The sequence below is a fragment of the Aeromonas sp. A35_P genome (assembly GCF_002259925.1).
In the GTDB taxonomy this organism is placed as follows: Bacteria; Pseudomonadota; Gammaproteobacteria; order Enterobacterales; family Aeromonadaceae; genus Aeromonas; species Aeromonas dhakensis.
The window spans coordinates 1-17,690 of sequence record NZ_NEVB01000203.1 but is presented as its reverse complement, the minus strand read 5'-3'; the positions used below and the strand labels follow the sequence as shown (position 1 = coordinate 17,690).

Here is a 17,690-nt window from a genome sequence, read left to right as displayed (position 1 = left end):
ACCCGAGCTTTTTCGTGGTTAAGATGGGTCCACAAGAGACCTTCTCATGATTCTTTTGCATGGCATGGAGTGCCTTATGACGCGTACCCGATTTGATTGGCAAGACCCCTTCTTTCTCGATGGCCAGCTCAGCGACGAGGAGCGGCTCATCCGCGATGCCACCCGCGACTACTGCCAGGCGCGGCTGATGCCGCGGGTGCTGGAGGCGAACCGCCGCGAGCAGTTTGACCGCACCATCATGAACGAGCTGGGGGAGCTGGGGCTGCTCGGCGCCACCCTGCCGGAGCAGTACGGCTGTGCCGGGGTCAATCACGTGGCCTACGGCCTCATCGCCCGGGAGGTGGAGCGGGTCGACAGCGGCTACCGTTCGGCCATGAGCGTGCAGTCGTCCCTGGTGATGCACCCGATCCACGCCTATGGCGACGAAGCCCAGCGCCAACGCTGGTTGCCGGGGCTGGCCCGGGGCGAACTGGTGGGCTGCTTTGGCCTCACCGAACCGGACGCGGGCTCGGATCCGGGGTCCATGAAGAGTCGCGCCGAGCGGGTCGACGGCGGCTATCTGCTGACCGGCAACAAGATGTGGATCACCAACTCTCCCATCGCCGATCTGTTCGTGGTGTGGGCCAAGCTCGATGGCGAGATCACCGGCTTCGTGCTGGAGAAGGGGATGGCCGGGCTCTCGGCTCCCAAGATCGAGGGCAAGTTCTCCCTGCGCGCCTCCATCACCGGCGAGATAGTGATGGAGCGGGTCTTCGTGCCGGAAGCGAACCGACTGGCGGGGGTGAGCGGCCTCAAGGGGCCGTTTGGCTGCCTCAACAAGGCGCGCTACGGCATCGCCTGGGGGGCGCTCGGCGCCGCCGAGTTCTGCTGGCACGCCGCCCGCCAGTATGGACTGGATCGCCAGCAGTTCGGCCGCCCGCTCGCCGCCACCCAGCTGTTTCAGCTCAAGCTGGCCAACATGCAGACCGAGATTGCCCTCGGCCTGCAGGGCTGCCTGCAGGCCGGGCGCCTGATGGACGAGGGGCGCTGCCCGGTGGAGCTGGTGTCGCTCATCAAGCGCAACAGCTGTGGCAAGGCGCTGGAGATAGCCCGCGTCGCCCGCGATATGCACGGTGGCAACGGCATCAGCGACGAGTTTCATGTCATTCGCCACCTGATGAACCTGGAGGCGGTCAACACCTACGAGGGAACCCACGACATCCACGCCCTGATCCTGGGGCGGGCCCAGACCGACCTGCAGGCGTTCGAGTGATGGGGCCCCTTGCCGGTGTGCGCGTGCTGGATCTCAGCCGCGTGCTGGCCGGCCCTTGGGCCAGCCAGCTGCTTGCCGATCTCGGCGCCGATGTGGTCAAGGTGGAGGCCCCCGGGCGCGGTGACGACACCCGCCACTGGGGCCCGCCCGAGCTGGTGGCGGGGGAGGCGGCCTACTTTCATGCCGCCAACCGGGGCAAGCGCTCCATCGCCCTCGATCTGGCCAGCGACAGAGACACCCTGTTGGCCTTGGTGGAGCGGGCCGACGTGGTGATCGAGAACTTCAAGGTGGGGGGGCTGGCGCGCTTTGGCCTCGATTACCCTAGCCTCAAGGCCCGCCGTCCAGAGCTTATCTACTGCTCCATCACGGGGTTTGGCCAGGACGGCCCCTGGGCCCAGCGACCCGGTTACGATCTGCTGATCCAGGGGGTGGGCGGCTTGATGAGCATCACCGGCCAGCCCGACGAGGCCCCCGGCGGCGGGCCGGTCAAGGTGGGGGTGGCGCTCGTCGACATCCTTACCGGCCTCTACGCCACCATCGGCATCCAGGCGGCCCTGCGCCATCGGGAGCGAACCGGGGAGGGGCAGCAGATCGATCTCGCCCTGCTCGACGTGTCGGTGGCGGTGCTGGCCAACCAGGCGATGAATTATCTCGCCACCGGTCAGGCGCCCGGACGCCTTGGCAACGGTCACCCCAATATCGTCCCCTACGACGTCTATCCCAGCCGGGATGGCCATCTGATCCTGGCGGTGGGCAACGACGGCCAGTTTGCCGCCCTGGCGGCCCTGTTGGGGGAACCCGGGTGGGCGCAGGACCCCGACTTTGCAACCAACGCCGCCCGGGTGCGCCAGCGTCACCGGCTCAACGCCCTGATTGCCGAGCGGCTGCTGGCGCGCAGCAGCGCCGAGTGGAGTGCCATGCTGGAGGCGGCCGGGGTGCCGGGCGGCCCCATTCTCACCCTGGATGCGCTGTTTGCCCTCGAGCAGGGGGCGGTGCGCGGCTGGGTGCAGCAGGTGCAGCGCGGCGAGCAATCCTTGCCCACCCTGGCCAACCCGCTCCATCTGTCGGCAACTCCGGTGCGCTATGGGCGCGCCTCGCCGGCGCTGGATGGGGACAGGGATAGCGTGCTACGCGACTGGCTCGGGCAGGGCTGAACCGGCCTTATCAGGTGGGGAGGTCACGCCTGTTCGGCGCCATGCTCCCCCTTCTACCCTTTGCCACCTCATCTGCCCAGGTGCTGGAGCCCGGGGCAGTCCCCCGTTATGATGCGCCCCGTCCATTCATCTGTTGAGGTACTTCCCCATGGCACAACACATTGGCGCCCTGGCCCTGCTGGTGGCCGATTACGACCAGGCCATCACCTTCTTTACCCAGGGGCTGGGGTTCGAGCTGCTGGAAGACACCCCCCTCGACGAGCCAGGCAAACCGGGCAAGCGCTGGGTGCGGGTTGCCCCCAAGGGTGCCCCAGGTTCCGCCCTCTTGCTGGCGCGGGCCGCCACCCCGGAGCAGCGGGCCGCCATCGGCCAGCAGGGGGGCGGCCGGGTCTTCCTGTTCCTCGAGACTGACGACTTCTGGGGCGACTACCGGCGCATGCAGGCATACGGTGTCCATTTTTGTGAACAGCCGCGCACCGAGCCTTACGGCACCGTGGTGGTATTCGAAGACATCAGTGGCAATCGTTGGGATCTGCTGCAACTCACTGCTGCCAACTGAATCTGAAAACGTTTATCATCCCGCCTGTCATAAAGTCATAAAAGTGTCACAGAAAGTTCTAATAATTGGCGCACCCATCTTCACAGAGGAGAGAGAAGGGATATGGCTAAGCGAATTCTGGTGGTCGAGGACGAAGCACCGATCCGCGAAATGCTCTGCTTCGTGCTCGAGCAGAAGGGATATGAAACAGTAGAAGCTGAAGATTTTGCCGACGGATTGGCGAAGGTGCGCGAACCCTACCCCGAACTCATCGTGCTGGACTGGATGATGCCAGGCGGCAGTGGCATCCAGTTCATCAAGCAGCTCAAGCAGGATGAGGTGACCCGCCAGATCCCGGTGGTGATGCTGACCGCGCGCGGCGAGGAAGAGGACAAGGTGCGCGGGCTGGAGGCGGGGGCCGATGACTACATCACCAAGCCGTTCTCCCCCAAGGAACTCACCGCCCGCCTGCATGCGGTGATGCGCCGCGTCTCTCCCACCTCGGTGGACGAGGTGATCGAGGTGCAGGGGCTCAAGCTGGATCCTGTTTCCCACCGGGTCAGCGCCGAGGAGAAGGCCCTCGACATGGGGCCGACCGAATTCAAGCTGCTGCACTTCTTCATGACCCACCCCGAGCGGGTCTACAGCCGCGAGCAGCTGCTCAACAACGTCTGGGGTACCAATGTGTACGTCGAGGACAGAACCGTGGATGTGCACATCCGTCGCCTGCGCAAGGCCATTGAAGAGACGGGGCATGATCGCTTGATCCAGACGGTGCGCGGCGCGGGCTATCGCTTCTCAACCCGTCTCTAAGAGGCACTTATGTTGCAACCATACGCCTGGCGGCGCCAGTTGTGGCGAATGGCATTCTTCTATGCGCCCTTCGTCTTGGTCGGCTGGCTGACGGAGAGCCTGGCCCTGTGTCTGTTGCTGGCTACCGTCATGCACCTGGGCTGGCACTACCGTTTCCAGAAGCGGCTGTCGGACTGGCTGTGGCACGATCGCAGCCTGGTGCCTCCCAACGGCAGCGGCAGCTGGGAGTACATTTTCAACGGCATCTACAAGCTGCAGCAGCGCCACCGGGCCCGCCGCCGCGAGCTGGCGGGTCTCATTCGACGCTTTCGGGAAGGGGCCGAGGCACTGCCCGATGCGGCCGTGGTGTTTCGCACCGACGGCAGCATCCTCTGGTGCAACCGGCTGGCCGAGCAGCTGCTCGGCTTTCGCTGGCCGGAGGACGCCGGTCAGCACATCGGCAACCTCATCCGCAATCCCGCCTTCGGCGCCTACCTCGGCAAGGGGGAGTATGACGAACCGTTCGAGATGACCTCGCCCATCAACGAGGAGAAGTTTCTCGAGTTTCGCATCATGCCCTACGCCGAGGATCAGGCCATGTTGGTGGTGCGGGACGTGACCCGGCTGCGCAGCCTGGAGAAGACCCGCAAGCACTTCGTCTCCAACGTCTCCCACGAGCTGCGCACCCCGCTCACCGTGCTCAAGGGGTATCTGGAGATGACCGAGGAGCCGCCGCCGCCCGCCATGTGGGCCAAGGCGCACAGGGTGATGATGGAGCAGACCATCCGCATGGACAACCTGGTCAACCAGCTGCTTACCCTGTCGCGCATCGAGGCGGCGCCGACCGTGGATCTCTCCCATCTGGTGGACATGCCAGCCATGCTGGGGCTGCTGGAGCAGGAGGCGCGGGCGCTCTCCGGCGAGCGGGCCCACCAGTTCGAGTTCATGGTGCAGCCCAATCTGTTTGTGCGCGGCGATCAGGATCAACTGCGCAGTGCCGTCTCCAACCTGGTCTACAACGCCATTCATTACACCCCGGCGGGGCGCAAGATCACGGTGGAGTGGCGCAAGCAGGGGGCGATGGCGCTGTTTGCGGTGCAGGACGAGGGGGAGGGAATATCGCCCGAGCACCTGGCGCGGCTCACCGAGCGGTTCTACCGGGTCGACAAGGCCCGTTCGCGCCATACCGGTGGCTCCGGGCTCGGCCTTGCCATCGTCAAGCATGCCCTGAGTCACCACGACTGCCAGCTCGACATCGAGAGCCGGGTCGGCCTTGGCAGCCGCTTCAGCTTCCTCATCCCCGCTCGCATGGTGGTGTTGAAATAAGCTTTTCAAGCAATGGGTTAGCGATGAAAAGAGGGCAGCAATGGTGGCCCTCTTTTCATTTGGTCAAAAGCCTCGCCATGTCATTAAAGTGTCACATTAAATCCATAAATTTGTCACTGCCAGGTCAGATACTGGCGCCGTCTTGAGAACGGACCTGTGCCAGTGCGGCGCAGGGAGAGAATGAAACGCGACCGGCCGATCGCCCCACTCGGGATGCCACCACGTTTCGGCCTCAGATTGATGACTGCCTTCCACCGCCCCTGAGTCGGGCCAAAGAGGGCAGGGAATGACACTCAGCGCCCCGGTCGGATGACCGGCACTGAGCCAAGTTAACCCGTGTTTTGATGGACTGCGTTCTGCAACCTTGGAGAGATTGGATGAAACTCAACAAACTGGCTGGTGTAATCGGATTCACCGCAGCAACCCTGTTTTCCGTCAGCGCCCTGGCTGCCGGTGTGGATAAAAATCTGCCGGATTACACTCCGACCAGCGGCATCTCGGGCAACCTGTCCTCTGTCGGCTCGGATACCCTGGCCAACATGATGACCCTGTGGGCCGAAGAATTTAAGCGCATGTACCCCAACGTCAACGTGCAGATCCAGGCCGCCGGTTCTTCTACCGCGCCGACCGCGCTGACCGAAGGCGTCGCCCAGTTTGGCCCCATGAGCCGCGCCATGAAGTCCGGCGAGGAAGAGGCGTTCGAGAAGCGCTACGGTTACAAGCCGACCGCCATCCGCGTTGCGGTCGATGCCCTGGCGGTGTTCGTCAACAAGGACAACCCCATCAAGGGCCTGTCCATGCAGCAACTGGATGCCATCTTCTCCAGCACCCTCAAGTGCGGTGAAGCCAAGGCGGCCACCAAGTGGGCCGACCTGGGTCTGGACGGCTCCTGGTCCGGCAAGGATCTGCAACTGTTCGGTCGCAACTCCGTCTCCGGCACCTACGGCTACTTCAAAGAGCACGCTCTGTGCAACGGCGACTTCAAGAGCGGCGTGAACGAGCAGCCGGGCTCTGCCTCCGTGGTGCAGTCGGTCTCCTCCTCCCTGAACGGTATCGGCTACTCCGGCATCGGTTACGTCACCTCCGGCGTGCGCGCCGTGCCGCTCTCCAAGGATGGCAAGACCTTCATCGAAGCGACCTCCGACAACGCCATCACCGGCAAGTATCCGCTGTCGCGCTTCCTGTACGTCTACGTGAACAAGCACCCGAACAAGCCGCTCTCCCCGATGGAGCAAGAGTTCCTGAAGATGGTGCTCTCCAAGGCGGGCCAGAACATCGTCGCCAAAGATGGCTACGTACCGGTACCGGCCAAGGTGGTCGAAGCCGACCTGAAGAAACTGGGCATCATGTAAGCCGGTTTCCTCTGCCAGACGGGCCCCGCGGGGCCCGTTTTCTTTTTGGGCCGGCTGTGACCGCTTTCGCCGGACCGGGTGATTTGTCGACTTGCACCGGACGCCCGCATTTCCGAAAATAGGGCATCTTTATGGTGAAGGACACCTCCATGACATCTCCCTTGTTCAAGCTTGGCCTGGCGGCACTCTGTACGACCCTGCTCGCCAGCTGTGCCCAGTCTCCCACCGGTCGCAGCCAGATGCTGCTGTTCTCGCCCCAGCAGATGAGCAAGCTGGGGGCCGACTCCTTCGAGCAGATGAAGAAGCAGGAGAAGGTGAGCAAGGATGCCAGAGTGAACGCCTATGTCTCCTGCGTCGCCAAGGCGGTGACCGCCCAGGTGCCCGCCAGCTACGGCATCACCAACTGGGAAGTGGTGGTGTTTGACTCCAAGCAGGTGAACGCCTTCGCCCTGCCCGGCGGCAAGATCGGGGTCTACACCGGCCTGCTCAAGGTGGCCAAGAATCAGGATCAGCTCGCCACCGTCATCGGCCACGAGCTGACCCACGTGCTGGCCCAGCACTCCAACGAGCGGCTCTCCCGCAGCCAGCTGACCGGCCTTGGGCTGGCGGCGGCCGACATCGCCATGGGCAGCAGCGAATACCGCGGTGCCACCATGGCGGCGCTGGGGCTCGGGGTCGAGGTCGGCGTCATGCTGCCCTATGGTCGCGAGCAGGAGAGCGAGGCGGACAGGCTGGGGCTGGATCTGATGGCCCGCGCCGGTTTCAATCCGGCCGAAGCGATCCCGCTCTGGCAGAACATGAGCGCGGCATCCGGTGGCAACAACCCGCCCCAGCTGCTCTCCACCCACCCCAGCAACGAGAGCCGGATCGCCGATCTGCAGGCCCGGCAGGCTGAGGCTGTGCCGCTCTACCAGCAGGCCCGCGCCTCCGGTCTGGTGCCCCAATGCAAGGCATAAGCCTGCGCATGGCGCGGCCCGATGATGCCGCCGCCATGACGGTGATGCAGCGGGCCAGCTGGCTCGCCGCATACGGCGGCGTGCTCGGCGCCGACATGCTGGCTCAGCTGCCGGTCACCGAGCACCTGCAGATCTGGCAGCGCCGGCTGGCAGAGGCGGGCCCAAGGCCCATGCTGCTGTGTCAGGACGAGGTGGTCATCGGCCTGCTCTACTGGCAGCCGGAGCTGGCAGGGGAGTACCCCACCGCCTGGATCCGCGCTTTTTACCTGCATCCCGACCACTGGCGCCAGGGCCACGGCAAGCGGCTGTGGCAGGCGGTGGCGATGCAGATGCGGCGCGCCGGCTGTGAAGGCGTCAGATTGTGGCTGCTCGATGGCAACCACATAGGTGAGGGGTTCTATCTGCGCCGCGGCTTCGTCTTCGATGGCCAGGAGCGCACCCTGATGAGCCTCGGCCAGCCCTGCCAGCAGCGACAAATGTTTCGTTTGCTTTGCTCTCTCTCCCGTTTTTCGCCTCCGGTCACTTTATTTTTTTTGCGAATTAACACAATATCCCCCTCTGGACAGGCTGAGGTGAGGCGGCTCACCGACAAGGGAGTGTGGCATGTATTACGGCTTTGATATTGGTGGCACCAAGATAGCGTTCGCCGTCTATGACGGCGCCTTGAATCTCTGCCACGAGGAGCGCATGAGCACTCCCGGCAATGACTATCAGGGGCTGCAGCAACTCATTCGCGAGCGGGTCGAACAGGCGGATGCCCGTTTTGGCGCGCGCGGTGCGGTGGGCATCGGTTTTCCCGGCATTCTCAACCGGCACGACCACAGCATAGTGGCGGCCAATCTGCCCTCCATCAATGGTCGCCACCTGGGCGCCGATCTGGCCGAGCTGCTGGGCAGACCGGTCAAGGTGGACAACGATGCCAACTGCTTCCTCTGGTCAGAGGTACATCAGGGGGCGGCGGCGGGGGCCGACAGCGCCCTCGGCGTCACCATAGGCACCGGCATCGGCGGCGCCGTCTATCTGGCGGGCAAGCTGATCCAGGGCCGCAACTGGCTGGCGGGGGAGATAGGCCACTACCCGCTGCCGGCCACCATGCTGATGAAGTACCCCGACCTGCCTCGTCCCCGTTGCGGCTGCGGCCGCCTGGTCTGTTTTGAAACCTATGCCTCCGGCACCGGGCTGGAGCGGCTCTACCACCACTTCCATGGCCAGCGTGCCAGCGGCCACCAGATAGTGGGGCGCTTCGAGGCGCACGAGCCCCATGCGGTGGCCACGGTCGACTGCTGGCTCGAAATCATGGCCGCCGGGCTTGCCACCGCCATCTCGGTGGTCGACCCCGACGTGGTGGTGCTGGGGGGCGGCCTGAGCGGCCTGCCCGCGCTTTATGAGCAGTTGCCGCTGCGCCTGCCCGGTCACCTGCTGCCCGGGGTCGCCCTGCCCGAGATCCGCGAGGCCCGCTTCGGCGGCGCCGGCGGGGTGCGCGGGGCCGCCTTGCTCAATTTATGAGATCAGATCCAGGGTCTGATCTCCCCAATAAAGGAGTCCATCATGACCTCTCTTGAAATCTGTATCGACAACCTGGAATCCCTGTTCACCGCCCAGGCGGCCGGCGCCGATCGCATCGAGCTCTGCTCTGCGCTGGGGCTGGGCGGCCTGACCCCCTCCTATGGCTTCATGCAGCTGGCGGCGCGCCATGCCACCATTCCCGTCTACGCCATGATCCGGCCCCGGGCCGGCGACTTCTGCTTTGGCGAGGGGGAGTTCGAGATGATGCTGCAGGATATCGCGGCGGCCCGTGCCGCTGGCCTGCAAGGGGTGGTGGTCGGTCTGCTGGACGAGGAGGGACGGGTGCCTGCCGCCAGACTCGGCCAGCTGGTCGAGGCGGCGGGGCCCCTTGGGGTTACCTTCCACCGTGCCATCGACCTCTCCTCCGACTGGCGTCTCGACTTGGAGACCATAGTCGCCGCCGGCTGCGAGCGCATTCTGAGCTCGGGCCATGCACCGACCGCGCTGGCGGGGCTCGAGACCCTGCAGGCGATGCAGCAGGCGCTGGCGGGGCGGGCCAGCTTGATGCCCGGTGCCGGGGTCAATGCCGACAACGTGCGCACCATCATCGAGTTTACCGGGGTGAACGAGGTGCACATGTCCGGCATGGGCTGGCGCGGCGGCATGGTGCCTCATGGGGTGAACATGGGCACCTCGGACGACGGCCGGGTCAATATCACCGACGGCGTCAAGGTCGCTGCAGTGCGGGCTCTGCTGGACAGGGCCTGATACGGGCCGCGCGGCGGCATGGTGTCTCATCATGGGGCGTCAACATGGGATGGCCGGGTCAATATTACCGACGGCGTCAAGGTGGCGGCGGTGCGGGCGCTGCTGGACAGGGCCTGATACAGCCTGAATGTGAGCAGGGATGATTGTGCTCTGTTTTCCTCCCTTCTCCCCTGGCGGGAGAAGGGGCGGGGATGAAGGGGCTGATGTGAGGTACCTCCCAGCTGGGGGCAAAACCGGGGACAGGTCGGCAGCACCCGGCGCAAAAGTCTGATATTATCCCGTCTCTTTTTACCCTCAGGACCCGGAGCAACTTCTCAATGTCCCAATACGACTCTATCGAACAGAAGGCCAGCTATGGCATCGGCCGCAACATGGGTGATCAACTGGCGCAGCAAGCCTTCGCCGGTCTGGATATCCCGGCCCTGCAGCAAGGTCTGGCAGATGCCCTGAATGGTCTGGAGTTCGCGGTCAGCCGTGACGATATCAATGATGCCTTCCAGGTCATCACCGCCCGCATGCAGGAAGAGCAGGAGGCCGTTGCCAAGGCTGCTGCCGCCGAAGGCGAAGCCTTCCTGGCCGACAACGCCAAGCGCGCCGAAGTGAAAACCACCGAGTCCGGTCTGCAGTACGAAGTGCTGGTGGAAGGCAACGGTGCCGTACCGGTAGCCGGTCAGTCCGTGCGCGTGCACTACCACGGTACCTTCACCCACGGTGGCGTGTTCGACAGCTCCGTCGCCCGCGGCCAGCCGGCTGAATTCCCGGTGACTGGCGTGATCGCCGGCTGGGTAGAAGCGCTGCAACTGATGCCGGTTGGCTCCAAGTGGAAGCTCTACATTCCGCAGGATCTGGCCTACGGTGCACGCGGTGCCGGTTCCATCCCGCCGTACTCCGCCCTGGTATTCGAAGTGGAGCTGCTGGACATCCTGTGATCCGGCTGGCTTGATGCAGACGGCGACCCTCGGGTCGCCGTCTGTTTTTTTGCGCCGCACACGGCGGGGCATGGGCAGCGCCTGCGCTTTTGGATATAGTCATGGCTCCTGCTGGGAGAGCGCCCATGGCTGCCATCATTGAAGTCGTCGATCTCGTCAAGCACTTCCCCGGCGTCAAGGCGGTGGACGGGCTCAGCTTTGCCATTCCCGCCGGCAGTTGTTTCGGCCTGCTCGGCCCGAACGGGGCGGGCAAGACCACCACCATCGAACTGCTGGAGGGGATCCTCACCCCGGACAGCGGCCAGATCCTGTTTCACGGTGCCCCGCGCGGCCCCGACTACCGCTCCCGCATCGGCATCCAGTTCCAGCACACGGCGCTGCAGGATTTCCTGACGGTGCGCGACACCCTGCGACTGTTTGCCAGCCTCTACCCGGCTCCCTTGCCCCAGGCCCAACTCATCGAGCTGTGTGCGTTGGGAGAATTTATCGATCGGGACAGTCGCAAGCTCTCCGGCGGTCAGCGGCAACGGCTGCTGCTGGCGCTGGCCCTGCTCGGCGACCCCGAGCTGCTGTTTCTGGACGAGCCCACCACGGGTCTCGATCCTCAGGCCCGTCACCACTTCTGGCAGCGCATCGAGGCGATCAAGGCGCAGGGCAAGACGGTGGTGCTCACCACCCACTACATGGACGAGGCCCAGCAGCTGTGCGATCAGATTGCCATCGTCGATCACGGCCATCTGCTGAGCCTGGATACCCCGGTCGCCCTGTTGGCCCAGCACTTTGACGGTGTGCTGGTGCGCCTGGCGGCTCACCCGGCCCTCGCCAGTCTCGGCTACCCCCTGCGCCCGCTGGGCGAGCAGGTGGAGCTGAGCTGCCCCGACGTGGCGGACTTGCTACCACGGCTGCTGAGCCTGGGCGTGCCGCTGACCGGCATGCAGGTGCGCTCCCCCAATCTGGAGGATCTCTTCCTGAACCTGACCGGCCACAGCCTGCGGAGCGGCGCATGAAGGCGGCTCCGTGGCACTCCGCAGCGGCTCCTGCCGGCATGCCGTCCCAGCCTGCCAACCCAAGGAGCACCAGATGACGGGATCCCTCAAGCGCATCGGGGCGCTCTTCTATGCCCGCAACCTGGAGTTCGTGCGGGATCGGGCCGCGCTGATCTGGAACCTGGCCTTTCCGCTGCTGCTGGTGCTGGGGTTCACCCTCATCTTCTCCGGCCCGCCCAAACCGCTGGTGCAGATAGGCGTGGTGGGGGAGCTGCCCGCGGCCTATGCCCCGCTGCGTGCCGTGCCGCTGCTCAAGATCATCCCTTATGACGAGGAGGAGAAGGGCCGGCTCAAGGTGCGCCACCACCAGCTGGATCTGCTGCTCTCGCCCGGCACGGGCCGTTACTGGATCAACCCGGACGCCCCCCAGGGCGCCATGGCCGAGTATCTGCTGCGCCAGGCCGTGCCGGCGCAGCTTACGCGGGAGACCCTGAGCGGGCGCGCCATTCGCTACGGTGACTGGCTGCTGCCCGGGGTGATCGGTATGAATCTGATGTTCTCCGGCCTGTTCGGGGTGGGCTTCGTCATCGTCCATTACCGCAAGAACGGGGTGCTCAAGCGGCTTGGGGCCACCCCGCTCTCGGCCGCGGAGTTTCTCTGCGCCCAGCTGCTGTCGCGCATCCTGATCACCCTGGTGGTGAGCCTGCTGGTGTTTCTGGTGGCCTACTTCCTGCTCGGGGTGCCGTTGCTCGGCTCGGGCTGGCTGCTGCTGTTGATCGCCCTGCTGGGCGGGGCGTCCATGGCCTCCCTCGGTCTGCTGGTGGCGGCCCGCATCCAGAATGAGGAGCTGGCGAGCGGGCTGCTCAACGTCATCAGCATGCCGATGATGTTCCTCTCCGGCGTCTGGTTCTCGCTGGAAGGGGCCCCCGCCTGGCTACAGCAGCTGGCAGCCTGGTTGCCGCTCAGCCAGATCATCGCGGCGGCCCGCGCCGTCATGCTGGAAGGGGCAGGCTGGGCCGAGGTGGCGGCGCCACTGGGCTTTGTCCTGCTGTTTACGCTCTGCTGCATCACCCTGGGCAGCGCCCTGTTCAAATGGAGTCACAGATGAAGCTATCGATGAAGTCACTGCCGCTGGTTGGCGGAACCCTGCTGGCCCTGCTGCTGAGTCTGCCGGCCAGTGCCGGCGCCATGCGCTGCAAAAATGCGCTGATCACCGAAGGGGACAGCACCGCCGAGATGCTGATCAAGTGCGGCGAGCCCATGCTGCGCGAGGAGCTGACCCGCAACGAGGAGAACCAGTTCGGCAACCTGGTGCAGGTGAAGTATGGGGAGCGCTGGACCTACAACTTCGGCAAGAACGAGTTCATGCGCTTCGTCACCGTGCGCAACGGGGTGGTCACCGACATCGAGAACGGCCCGCGCGGCAATTGATCCTGCCGACCGGATGCTGCGCGCCGAGTGAGGTGGTGTGGCTCCGGTCTCTTTCCGGCGTTTACGCCCCCGTTCCCACCTTTCATCCCTCTCTTCCGGTTGCCCGGTATTGGTTCATTCCCCCCAATAACGGGCCCTGTTGTTGGCAAAATGCGCCCGATAAATGCATTGTCAGCGCGTTTTTCTGCCCCAATCCGGTGCGTCCGATTTTTTGCGAAAAATAATCCTCGCGTTATCGGGGGCTTGGAACCGTAGGCCATTTTGCGAATAAGGGTCTATTTTTAATTCTAAGAGTGCATATCGGCCCGTAGACCTATTTTGTGCTGCTGCACCAAGGTTGGGCCGGCTTGCACCGATTGACAGGTTTTTGAGCCGCTCGATAAGCTGTGAAAAAGCAGAGAAACGAAGGCATTTTGCCAGGTTCTGGTGCCTATTTGAATCAAACCACAGGGAAGCGTGAGATGAAGCAGATACACAAGGCAGGTATGGTGATGGTGCTGTCGCTGGTGGCAGCCAATGCATGGGCCGATGGCACCCTGGATGCCGTCAAGAAGAAGGGATTCGTGCAGTGCGGGGTGGGTGATGGCCTGCCTGGTTTCTCCAATCCGGATGCCAAGGGCACCTGGACCGGTCTGGACGTGGATGTGTGCCGCGCCGTGGCTGCGGCCGTGCTGGGGGATGCCGGCAAGGTGAAGTATGTCTCCCTCACCGCCAAGGAGCGTTTCACAGCCTTGCAATCCGGCGAGGTGGATCTGCTGTCGCGAAATACCACCTGGACCCTGACCCGGGACGGGTCGCTCGGCCTGACCTTTGCCGGGGTCAACTACTACGATGGCCAGGGCTTCCTGGTCAAACAATCCCTCGGGGTGAAGAGCGCCAAGGAGCTCGACGGCGCCGCCGTCTGCATCCAGTCCGGTACCACCACAGAGCTCAACCTGGCGGACTATTTCCGCGCCAATGGCGGCATGAAATATACCCCTGTGGTGTTCGACACCTCGGATCAGACCGTCAAGGGGTTCGAGGCAGGCCGCTGTGACGTGCTGACCTCGGATCAGTCCCAGCTCTATGCCCTCAAAATCAAGCTCAGCAAGCCGGCGGAGGCCATGGTGCTGCCTGAGGTGATCTCGAAAGAGCCACTGGGGCCTGCCGTGCGCCAGGGGGACGATCAGTGGTTCAAGGTGGTGCGCTGGAGCCTCAACGCCATGCTCAACGCCGAGGAGGCCGGGGTCACCAGTGCCAACGTGGACGAGATGCTCAAGTCCACCAACCCGGATATCCGTCGTCTGCTGGGGCTGGAAGAGCCCAAGGGGTCGGTGCTGGGGCTGGATGACAAGTGGGCCTACAACATCGTCAAGCAGGTTGGCAACTATGGCGAATCCTTCGACCGCAACGTCGGTGCCGGCTCCCCCCTCAAGATCGAGCGCGGCATCAATGCGCTCTGGAACAAGGGCGGCCTGATGTACGCGCCGCCCATCCGCTGAGTCGACAACAATCGGGGGGCAATGCCCCCCATTTCCCCTGGCTTTGTCGGAGTCATCCTCATGGCGTTACACGCATCAAACCATAGGAAGGAACAGGGCCGCTGGTGGTATGACGCCAAGGTGCGGGCATTGATCTTCCAGTGCCTGGCCATCGCGGTCGTGGTCGGCTTCCTGTTCTACATCATCCACAATGCCCTGACCAATCTGGCCACCCGTGGCATCACCACCGGCTTCGATTTTCTGGGCAACACGGCGGGCTTTGGCATACTGCAGAGCCTGATCCCCTATGACGAGACCTATACCTTCGGTCGTACCTTTCTGGTGGGGCTGCTCAATACCCTGCTGGTCTCCGTGCTCGGCATCCTGTTTGCCACCCTGCTCGGTTTCATGCTCGGGGTGGCGCGCCTGTCGCGCAACTGGCTGGTGGCCAAGATAGCGACCGTCTACATAGAGACGTTTCGCAACATCCCGCTGCTGCTGCAGATCTTCTTCTGGTACTTCTCGGTGCTGCGCACCCTGCCATCTCCGCGCCAGAGCGTGGATCTGGGGGGGCTCGCCTTCCTCAACGTGCGGGGCTTCTATCTGCCCAAACCCCTGTTCGAAGAGGGATTCGGCTACGTGCTCTGGGCCCTGCTGCTTGCCGTGGTACTGAGCTGGGGGCTGAGCCGCTGGGCAGAGCGCCGCCAGGCCCTGACCGGCAGGATCTTTCCATTCTGGCGCTCTGTGGCCGGGCTGATCATTCTGCTGCCGGCCCTCGTGTTCCTGCTGGCAGGCAGTCCGCTCAGCTGGAGCGTGCCGGCCCTGCAGGGGTTCAACTTCCGGGGAGGGTTGACAATACTGCCCGAACTCGCGGCCCTGCTGCTGGCGCTGACCATCTACACGGCGGCCTTTATCGCGGAGATAGTGCGATCAGGCATTCTGGCCATCAGCAAGGGGCAGACGGAGGCCGCCTCCGCCCTCGGGCTCTCACCCGCCAAGACGCTGCGGCTGGTGATCATTCCCCAGGCGATGCGGGTCATCATCCCTCCCTTGACCAGCCAGTATCTGAACCTCACCAAGAACTCCTCGTTGGCCACGGCCATCGGCTACCCGGATCTGGTGTCTGTGTTCATGGGCACCACCCTCAACCAGACCGGGCAGGCCATCGAGGTCATCGCCATGACCATGGGGGTCTATCTCGTCATCAGTATCACCACCTCACTGCTGATGAACATCTACAACCGCAGAATGACGCTGGTTGAGCGCTAGGGAGTAGTCATGTTCGTGAACGACTTGCAGGAGGCCCTGCCGCCTCCCAGCCATCGCCGGGGCCTGGTCGCCTGGCTCAGGCAGAATCTGTTTCCCAACTGGTGGAACGGCCTGCTGACCCTGGCGCTGGCCTATCTGCTGCTGCCGCTGATCTGGTCTGCCCTGGACTGGGCGCTGTTCTCGGCCACCTGGCAGGGGAGCAGCCGCGAGGCCTGCGGCGAAGGAGGGGCGTGCTGGATATTCATCGAGAGCCGGCTGGGGCAGTATCTCTATGGCTTCTATCCGGCCGATCAGTACTGGCGCATCAATCTGACCTTCGCCGGCCTGGCGGTGTTGCTGGCCTTGCTGATATGGCCCAAGACCCCGCGCAAGGGGTGGCTGGCGCTGTTCACCCTGCTGGTGTTTCCTGTCATCGCCTTCTTCCTCATCCATGGCGGGGCTGGGCTGGAGGTGGTGGAGACGAACCGCTGGGGCGGGCTGATGCTGACCCTGGTGCTGGCGGTGGTGGGCATAGTGGTTGCCCTGCCGTTCGGCATCCTGCTGGCGCTGGGGCGTCGCTCCCACATGCCGGTCATCGCCAGCCTCTGCACCGTCTACATCGAGTTCTGGCGGGCGGTGCCGCTCATCACAGTGCTCTTCATGGCGTCAGTCATGCTGCCGCTGTTCATGAGTACCGAAGTGGAGCTCGACAAGCTGCTGCGGGCGCTCATCGGCATCATCCTGTTCCAGGCGGCCTATGTGGCCGAGGTGGTGAGAGGCGGGCTGCAGGCGATCCCCAAGGGGCAATACGAGGCGGGGGAGGCCCTGGGGCTCTCCTACTGGAAGGTGATGGGGCTCATCATCATGCCGCAGGCCCTCAAGATCACCATCCCCTCGCTGGTGAACACCTTTATCTCCCTGTTCAAGGACACCAGCCTGGTGTTGATCATCGGGCTGTTCGATCTGCTGGCCATCTCCAAGGTGGCGCTGGCGGATCCGGCCTGGCTGGGGTATTCCACCGAGGCGTATGTCTTTATCGCCATGATCTTCTGGATGTTCTGTTTTGGCATGTCCCGCTACTCCATCTATCTGGAGCGCAAACTCAACACGGGCCACAAGCATTAGGAGTAGTTTCGAGATGAAAACGGACGCTGTCGTCGAACTGAAAGCAGTCAACAAGTGGTACGGTGAGTTTCACGTGCTGCGCAACATCAACCTGCAGGTGGGCAGAGGGGAGAAGATTGTCATCTGCGGGCCGTCGGGCTCAGGCAAGTCCACCATGATCCGCTGCATCAACCGGCTGGAAGAGCACCAGAGCGGGGACATCCTGGTCAAGGGCACTGCCCTGACCTCGGATCTCAAGAACATCGAGGCGGTGCGCCGGGAGGTGGGCATGGTGTTCCAGCACTTCAACCTCTTCCCCCATCTGACCGTGCTGGAGAACTGCTGCCTGGCGCCGATCTGGGTCAAGCAGCTGCCGCGCAGGGAGGCCGAAGAGATCGCCATGAACTTCCTGCGCCGGGTGCGGATCCCGGAGCAGGCCCTGAAGTATCCGGGTCAGCTCTCCGGCGGTCAGCAGCAACGGGTTGCCATCGCCCGCAGTCTCTGCATGAATCCCCAGGTCATGCTGTTTGACGAACCGACGTCGGCGCTGGATCCCGAGATGGTGCGCGAGGTGCTGGATGTCATGGTGGAGCTGGCCCACGAGGGGATGACCATGCTCTGCGTCACCCACGAGATGGGGTTTGCCAAGCAGGTGGCGGATCGGGTGATCTTCATGGACCGGGGGCAGATCATCGAGGAGAACGTGCCGGATCAGTTTTTCGACAACCCCCAGTCGGATCGGACCAAGCTGTTCCTCTCCCAGATCCTGCAGCATTGAGCCGCATGGGGGGATGTCGTCCATAAAAAAGCCCGCACTCTGGTGAGCGGCGGGCAAGTAGTAAAAGCATGGACGCAGACTACAAAACAGAACCTGATTACCCATGACCC

General features: G+C 63.9%; 17 protein-coding genes and 1 pseudogene. All 18 read left to right on the top strand.

Annotated features, from left to right (window positions below):
• The first annotated feature begins 76 nt into the window (after positions 1-76).
• The 18 genes and pseudogenes from CAK78_RS14690 to CAK78_RS14600 all read left to right on the top strand — a co-directional run bounded on the left by CAK78_RS14690 (position 77) and on the right by CAK78_RS14600 (position 17,580).
• Positions 77-1,252, top strand: a complete 1,176-nt coding sequence (locus CAK78_RS14690) for an acyl-CoA dehydrogenase (protein ID WP_094697750.1) — start codon at positions 77-79, stop codon at positions 1,250-1,252.
• A complete protein-coding gene (locus CAK78_RS14685; protein WP_094697749.1) occupies positions 1,252-2,406 on the top strand; it encodes a CaiB/BaiF CoA transferase family protein in 1,155 nt (384 codons plus the stop codon). Before CAK78_RS14690 ends, CAK78_RS14685 begins: the two co-directional genes overlap by 1 nt.
• A gap of 148 nt (positions 2,407-2,554) precedes the next feature.
• Positions 2,555-2,965, top strand: a complete 411-nt coding sequence (locus tag CAK78_RS14680; protein ID WP_026139211.1) for a VOC family protein — start codon at positions 2,555-2,557, stop codon at positions 2,963-2,965.
• Between the two features lie 102 nt (positions 2,966-3,067).
• Positions 3,068-3,757: a phosphate regulon transcriptional regulator PhoB gene (gene phoB / locus CAK78_RS14675; RefSeq protein WP_005298527.1), complete on the top strand. Its 690-nt coding sequence runs from the start codon at positions 3,068-3,070 to the stop codon at positions 3,755-3,757.
• A gap of 9 nt (positions 3,758-3,766) precedes the next feature.
• Complete coding sequence (gene phoR, locus CAK78_RS14670) at positions 3,767-5,062, top strand: phosphate regulon sensor histidine kinase PhoR (RefSeq protein ID WP_094697748.1); 1,296 nt, start codon at positions 3,767-3,769, stop codon at positions 5,060-5,062.
• Positions 5,063-5,439: 377 nt separating this feature from the next.
• Positions 5,440-6,414 carry a PstS family phosphate ABC transporter substrate-binding protein gene (locus CAK78_RS14665; RefSeq protein ID WP_005298532.1) on the top strand — a complete coding sequence of 325 codons (975 nt, stop codon included), beginning with the start codon at positions 5,440-5,442 and terminating at the stop codon, positions 6,412-6,414.
• Between the two features lie 149 nt (positions 6,415-6,563).
• Complete coding sequence (locus CAK78_RS14660) at positions 6,564-7,370, top strand: M48 family metallopeptidase (RefSeq protein ID WP_094697747.1); 807 nt, start codon at positions 6,564-6,566, stop codon at positions 7,368-7,370.
• Positions 7,358-7,861: pseudogene (locus CAK78_RS14655) on the top strand (GNAT family N-acetyltransferase); the annotation flags it as partial. The gene CAK78_RS14660 and the pseudogene CAK78_RS14655, both read left to right, overlap by 13 nt.
• A gap of 112 nt (positions 7,862-7,973) precedes the next feature.
• Positions 7,974-8,876: an ROK family protein gene (locus CAK78_RS14650; protein ID WP_010634724.1), complete on the top strand. Its 903-nt coding sequence runs from the start codon at positions 7,974-7,976 to the stop codon at positions 8,874-8,876.
• 42 nt (positions 8,877-8,918) lie between these two features.
• A complete protein-coding gene (locus tag CAK78_RS14645; RefSeq protein ID WP_094697746.1) occupies positions 8,919-9,644 on the top strand; it encodes a copper homeostasis protein CutC in 726 nt (241 codons plus the stop codon).
• 317 nt (positions 9,645-9,961) lie between these two features.
• Positions 9,962-10,573 carry an FKBP-type peptidyl-prolyl cis-trans isomerase gene (locus CAK78_RS14635; RefSeq protein ID WP_005298548.1) on the top strand — a complete coding sequence of 204 codons (612 nt, stop codon included), beginning with the start codon at positions 9,962-9,964 and terminating at the stop codon, positions 10,571-10,573.
• 125 nt (positions 10,574-10,698) lie between these two features.
• Positions 10,699-11,580, top strand: a complete 882-nt coding sequence (locus CAK78_RS14630; RefSeq protein WP_017783484.1) for an ABC transporter ATP-binding protein — start codon at positions 10,699-10,701, stop codon at positions 11,578-11,580.
• A gap of 73 nt (positions 11,581-11,653) precedes the next feature.
• Positions 11,654-12,667 (top strand): ABC transporter permease, encoded by a 1,014-nt coding sequence (locus tag CAK78_RS14625; protein WP_094697745.1) that lies wholly within the window; start codon positions 11,654-11,656, stop codon positions 12,665-12,667.
• Positions 12,664-12,990, top strand: coding sequence for a DUF2845 domain-containing protein (locus CAK78_RS14620; protein ID WP_005298553.1), 327 nt, complete (start codon positions 12,664-12,666; stop codon positions 12,988-12,990). Before CAK78_RS14625 ends, CAK78_RS14620 begins: the two co-directional genes overlap by 4 nt.
• Positions 12,991-13,451: 461 nt before the next feature.
• Positions 13,452-14,471: an amino acid ABC transporter substrate-binding protein gene (locus tag CAK78_RS14615; protein WP_094697744.1), complete on the top strand. Its 1,020-nt coding sequence runs from the start codon at positions 13,452-13,454 to the stop codon at positions 14,469-14,471.
• 60 nt (positions 14,472-14,531) lie between these two features.
• The gene (locus CAK78_RS14610; protein ID WP_254924792.1) at positions 14,532-15,719 is read left to right on the top strand and encodes an amino acid ABC transporter permease; all 1,188 of its coding nucleotides are present in this window, start codon (positions 14,532-14,534) and stop codon (positions 15,717-15,719) included.
• Positions 15,720-15,728: 9 nt separating this feature from the next.
• Positions 15,729-16,823, top strand: a complete 1,095-nt coding sequence (locus CAK78_RS14605) for an amino acid ABC transporter permease (protein WP_094697742.1) — start codon at positions 15,729-15,731, stop codon at positions 16,821-16,823.
• Positions 16,824-16,836: 13 nt separating this feature from the next.
• Positions 16,837-17,580 carry an amino acid ABC transporter ATP-binding protein gene (locus CAK78_RS14600; RefSeq protein ID WP_005298561.1) on the top strand — a complete coding sequence of 248 codons (744 nt, stop codon included), beginning with the start codon at positions 16,837-16,839 and terminating at the stop codon, positions 17,578-17,580.
• Positions 17,581-17,690: the final 110 nt, after the last annotated feature.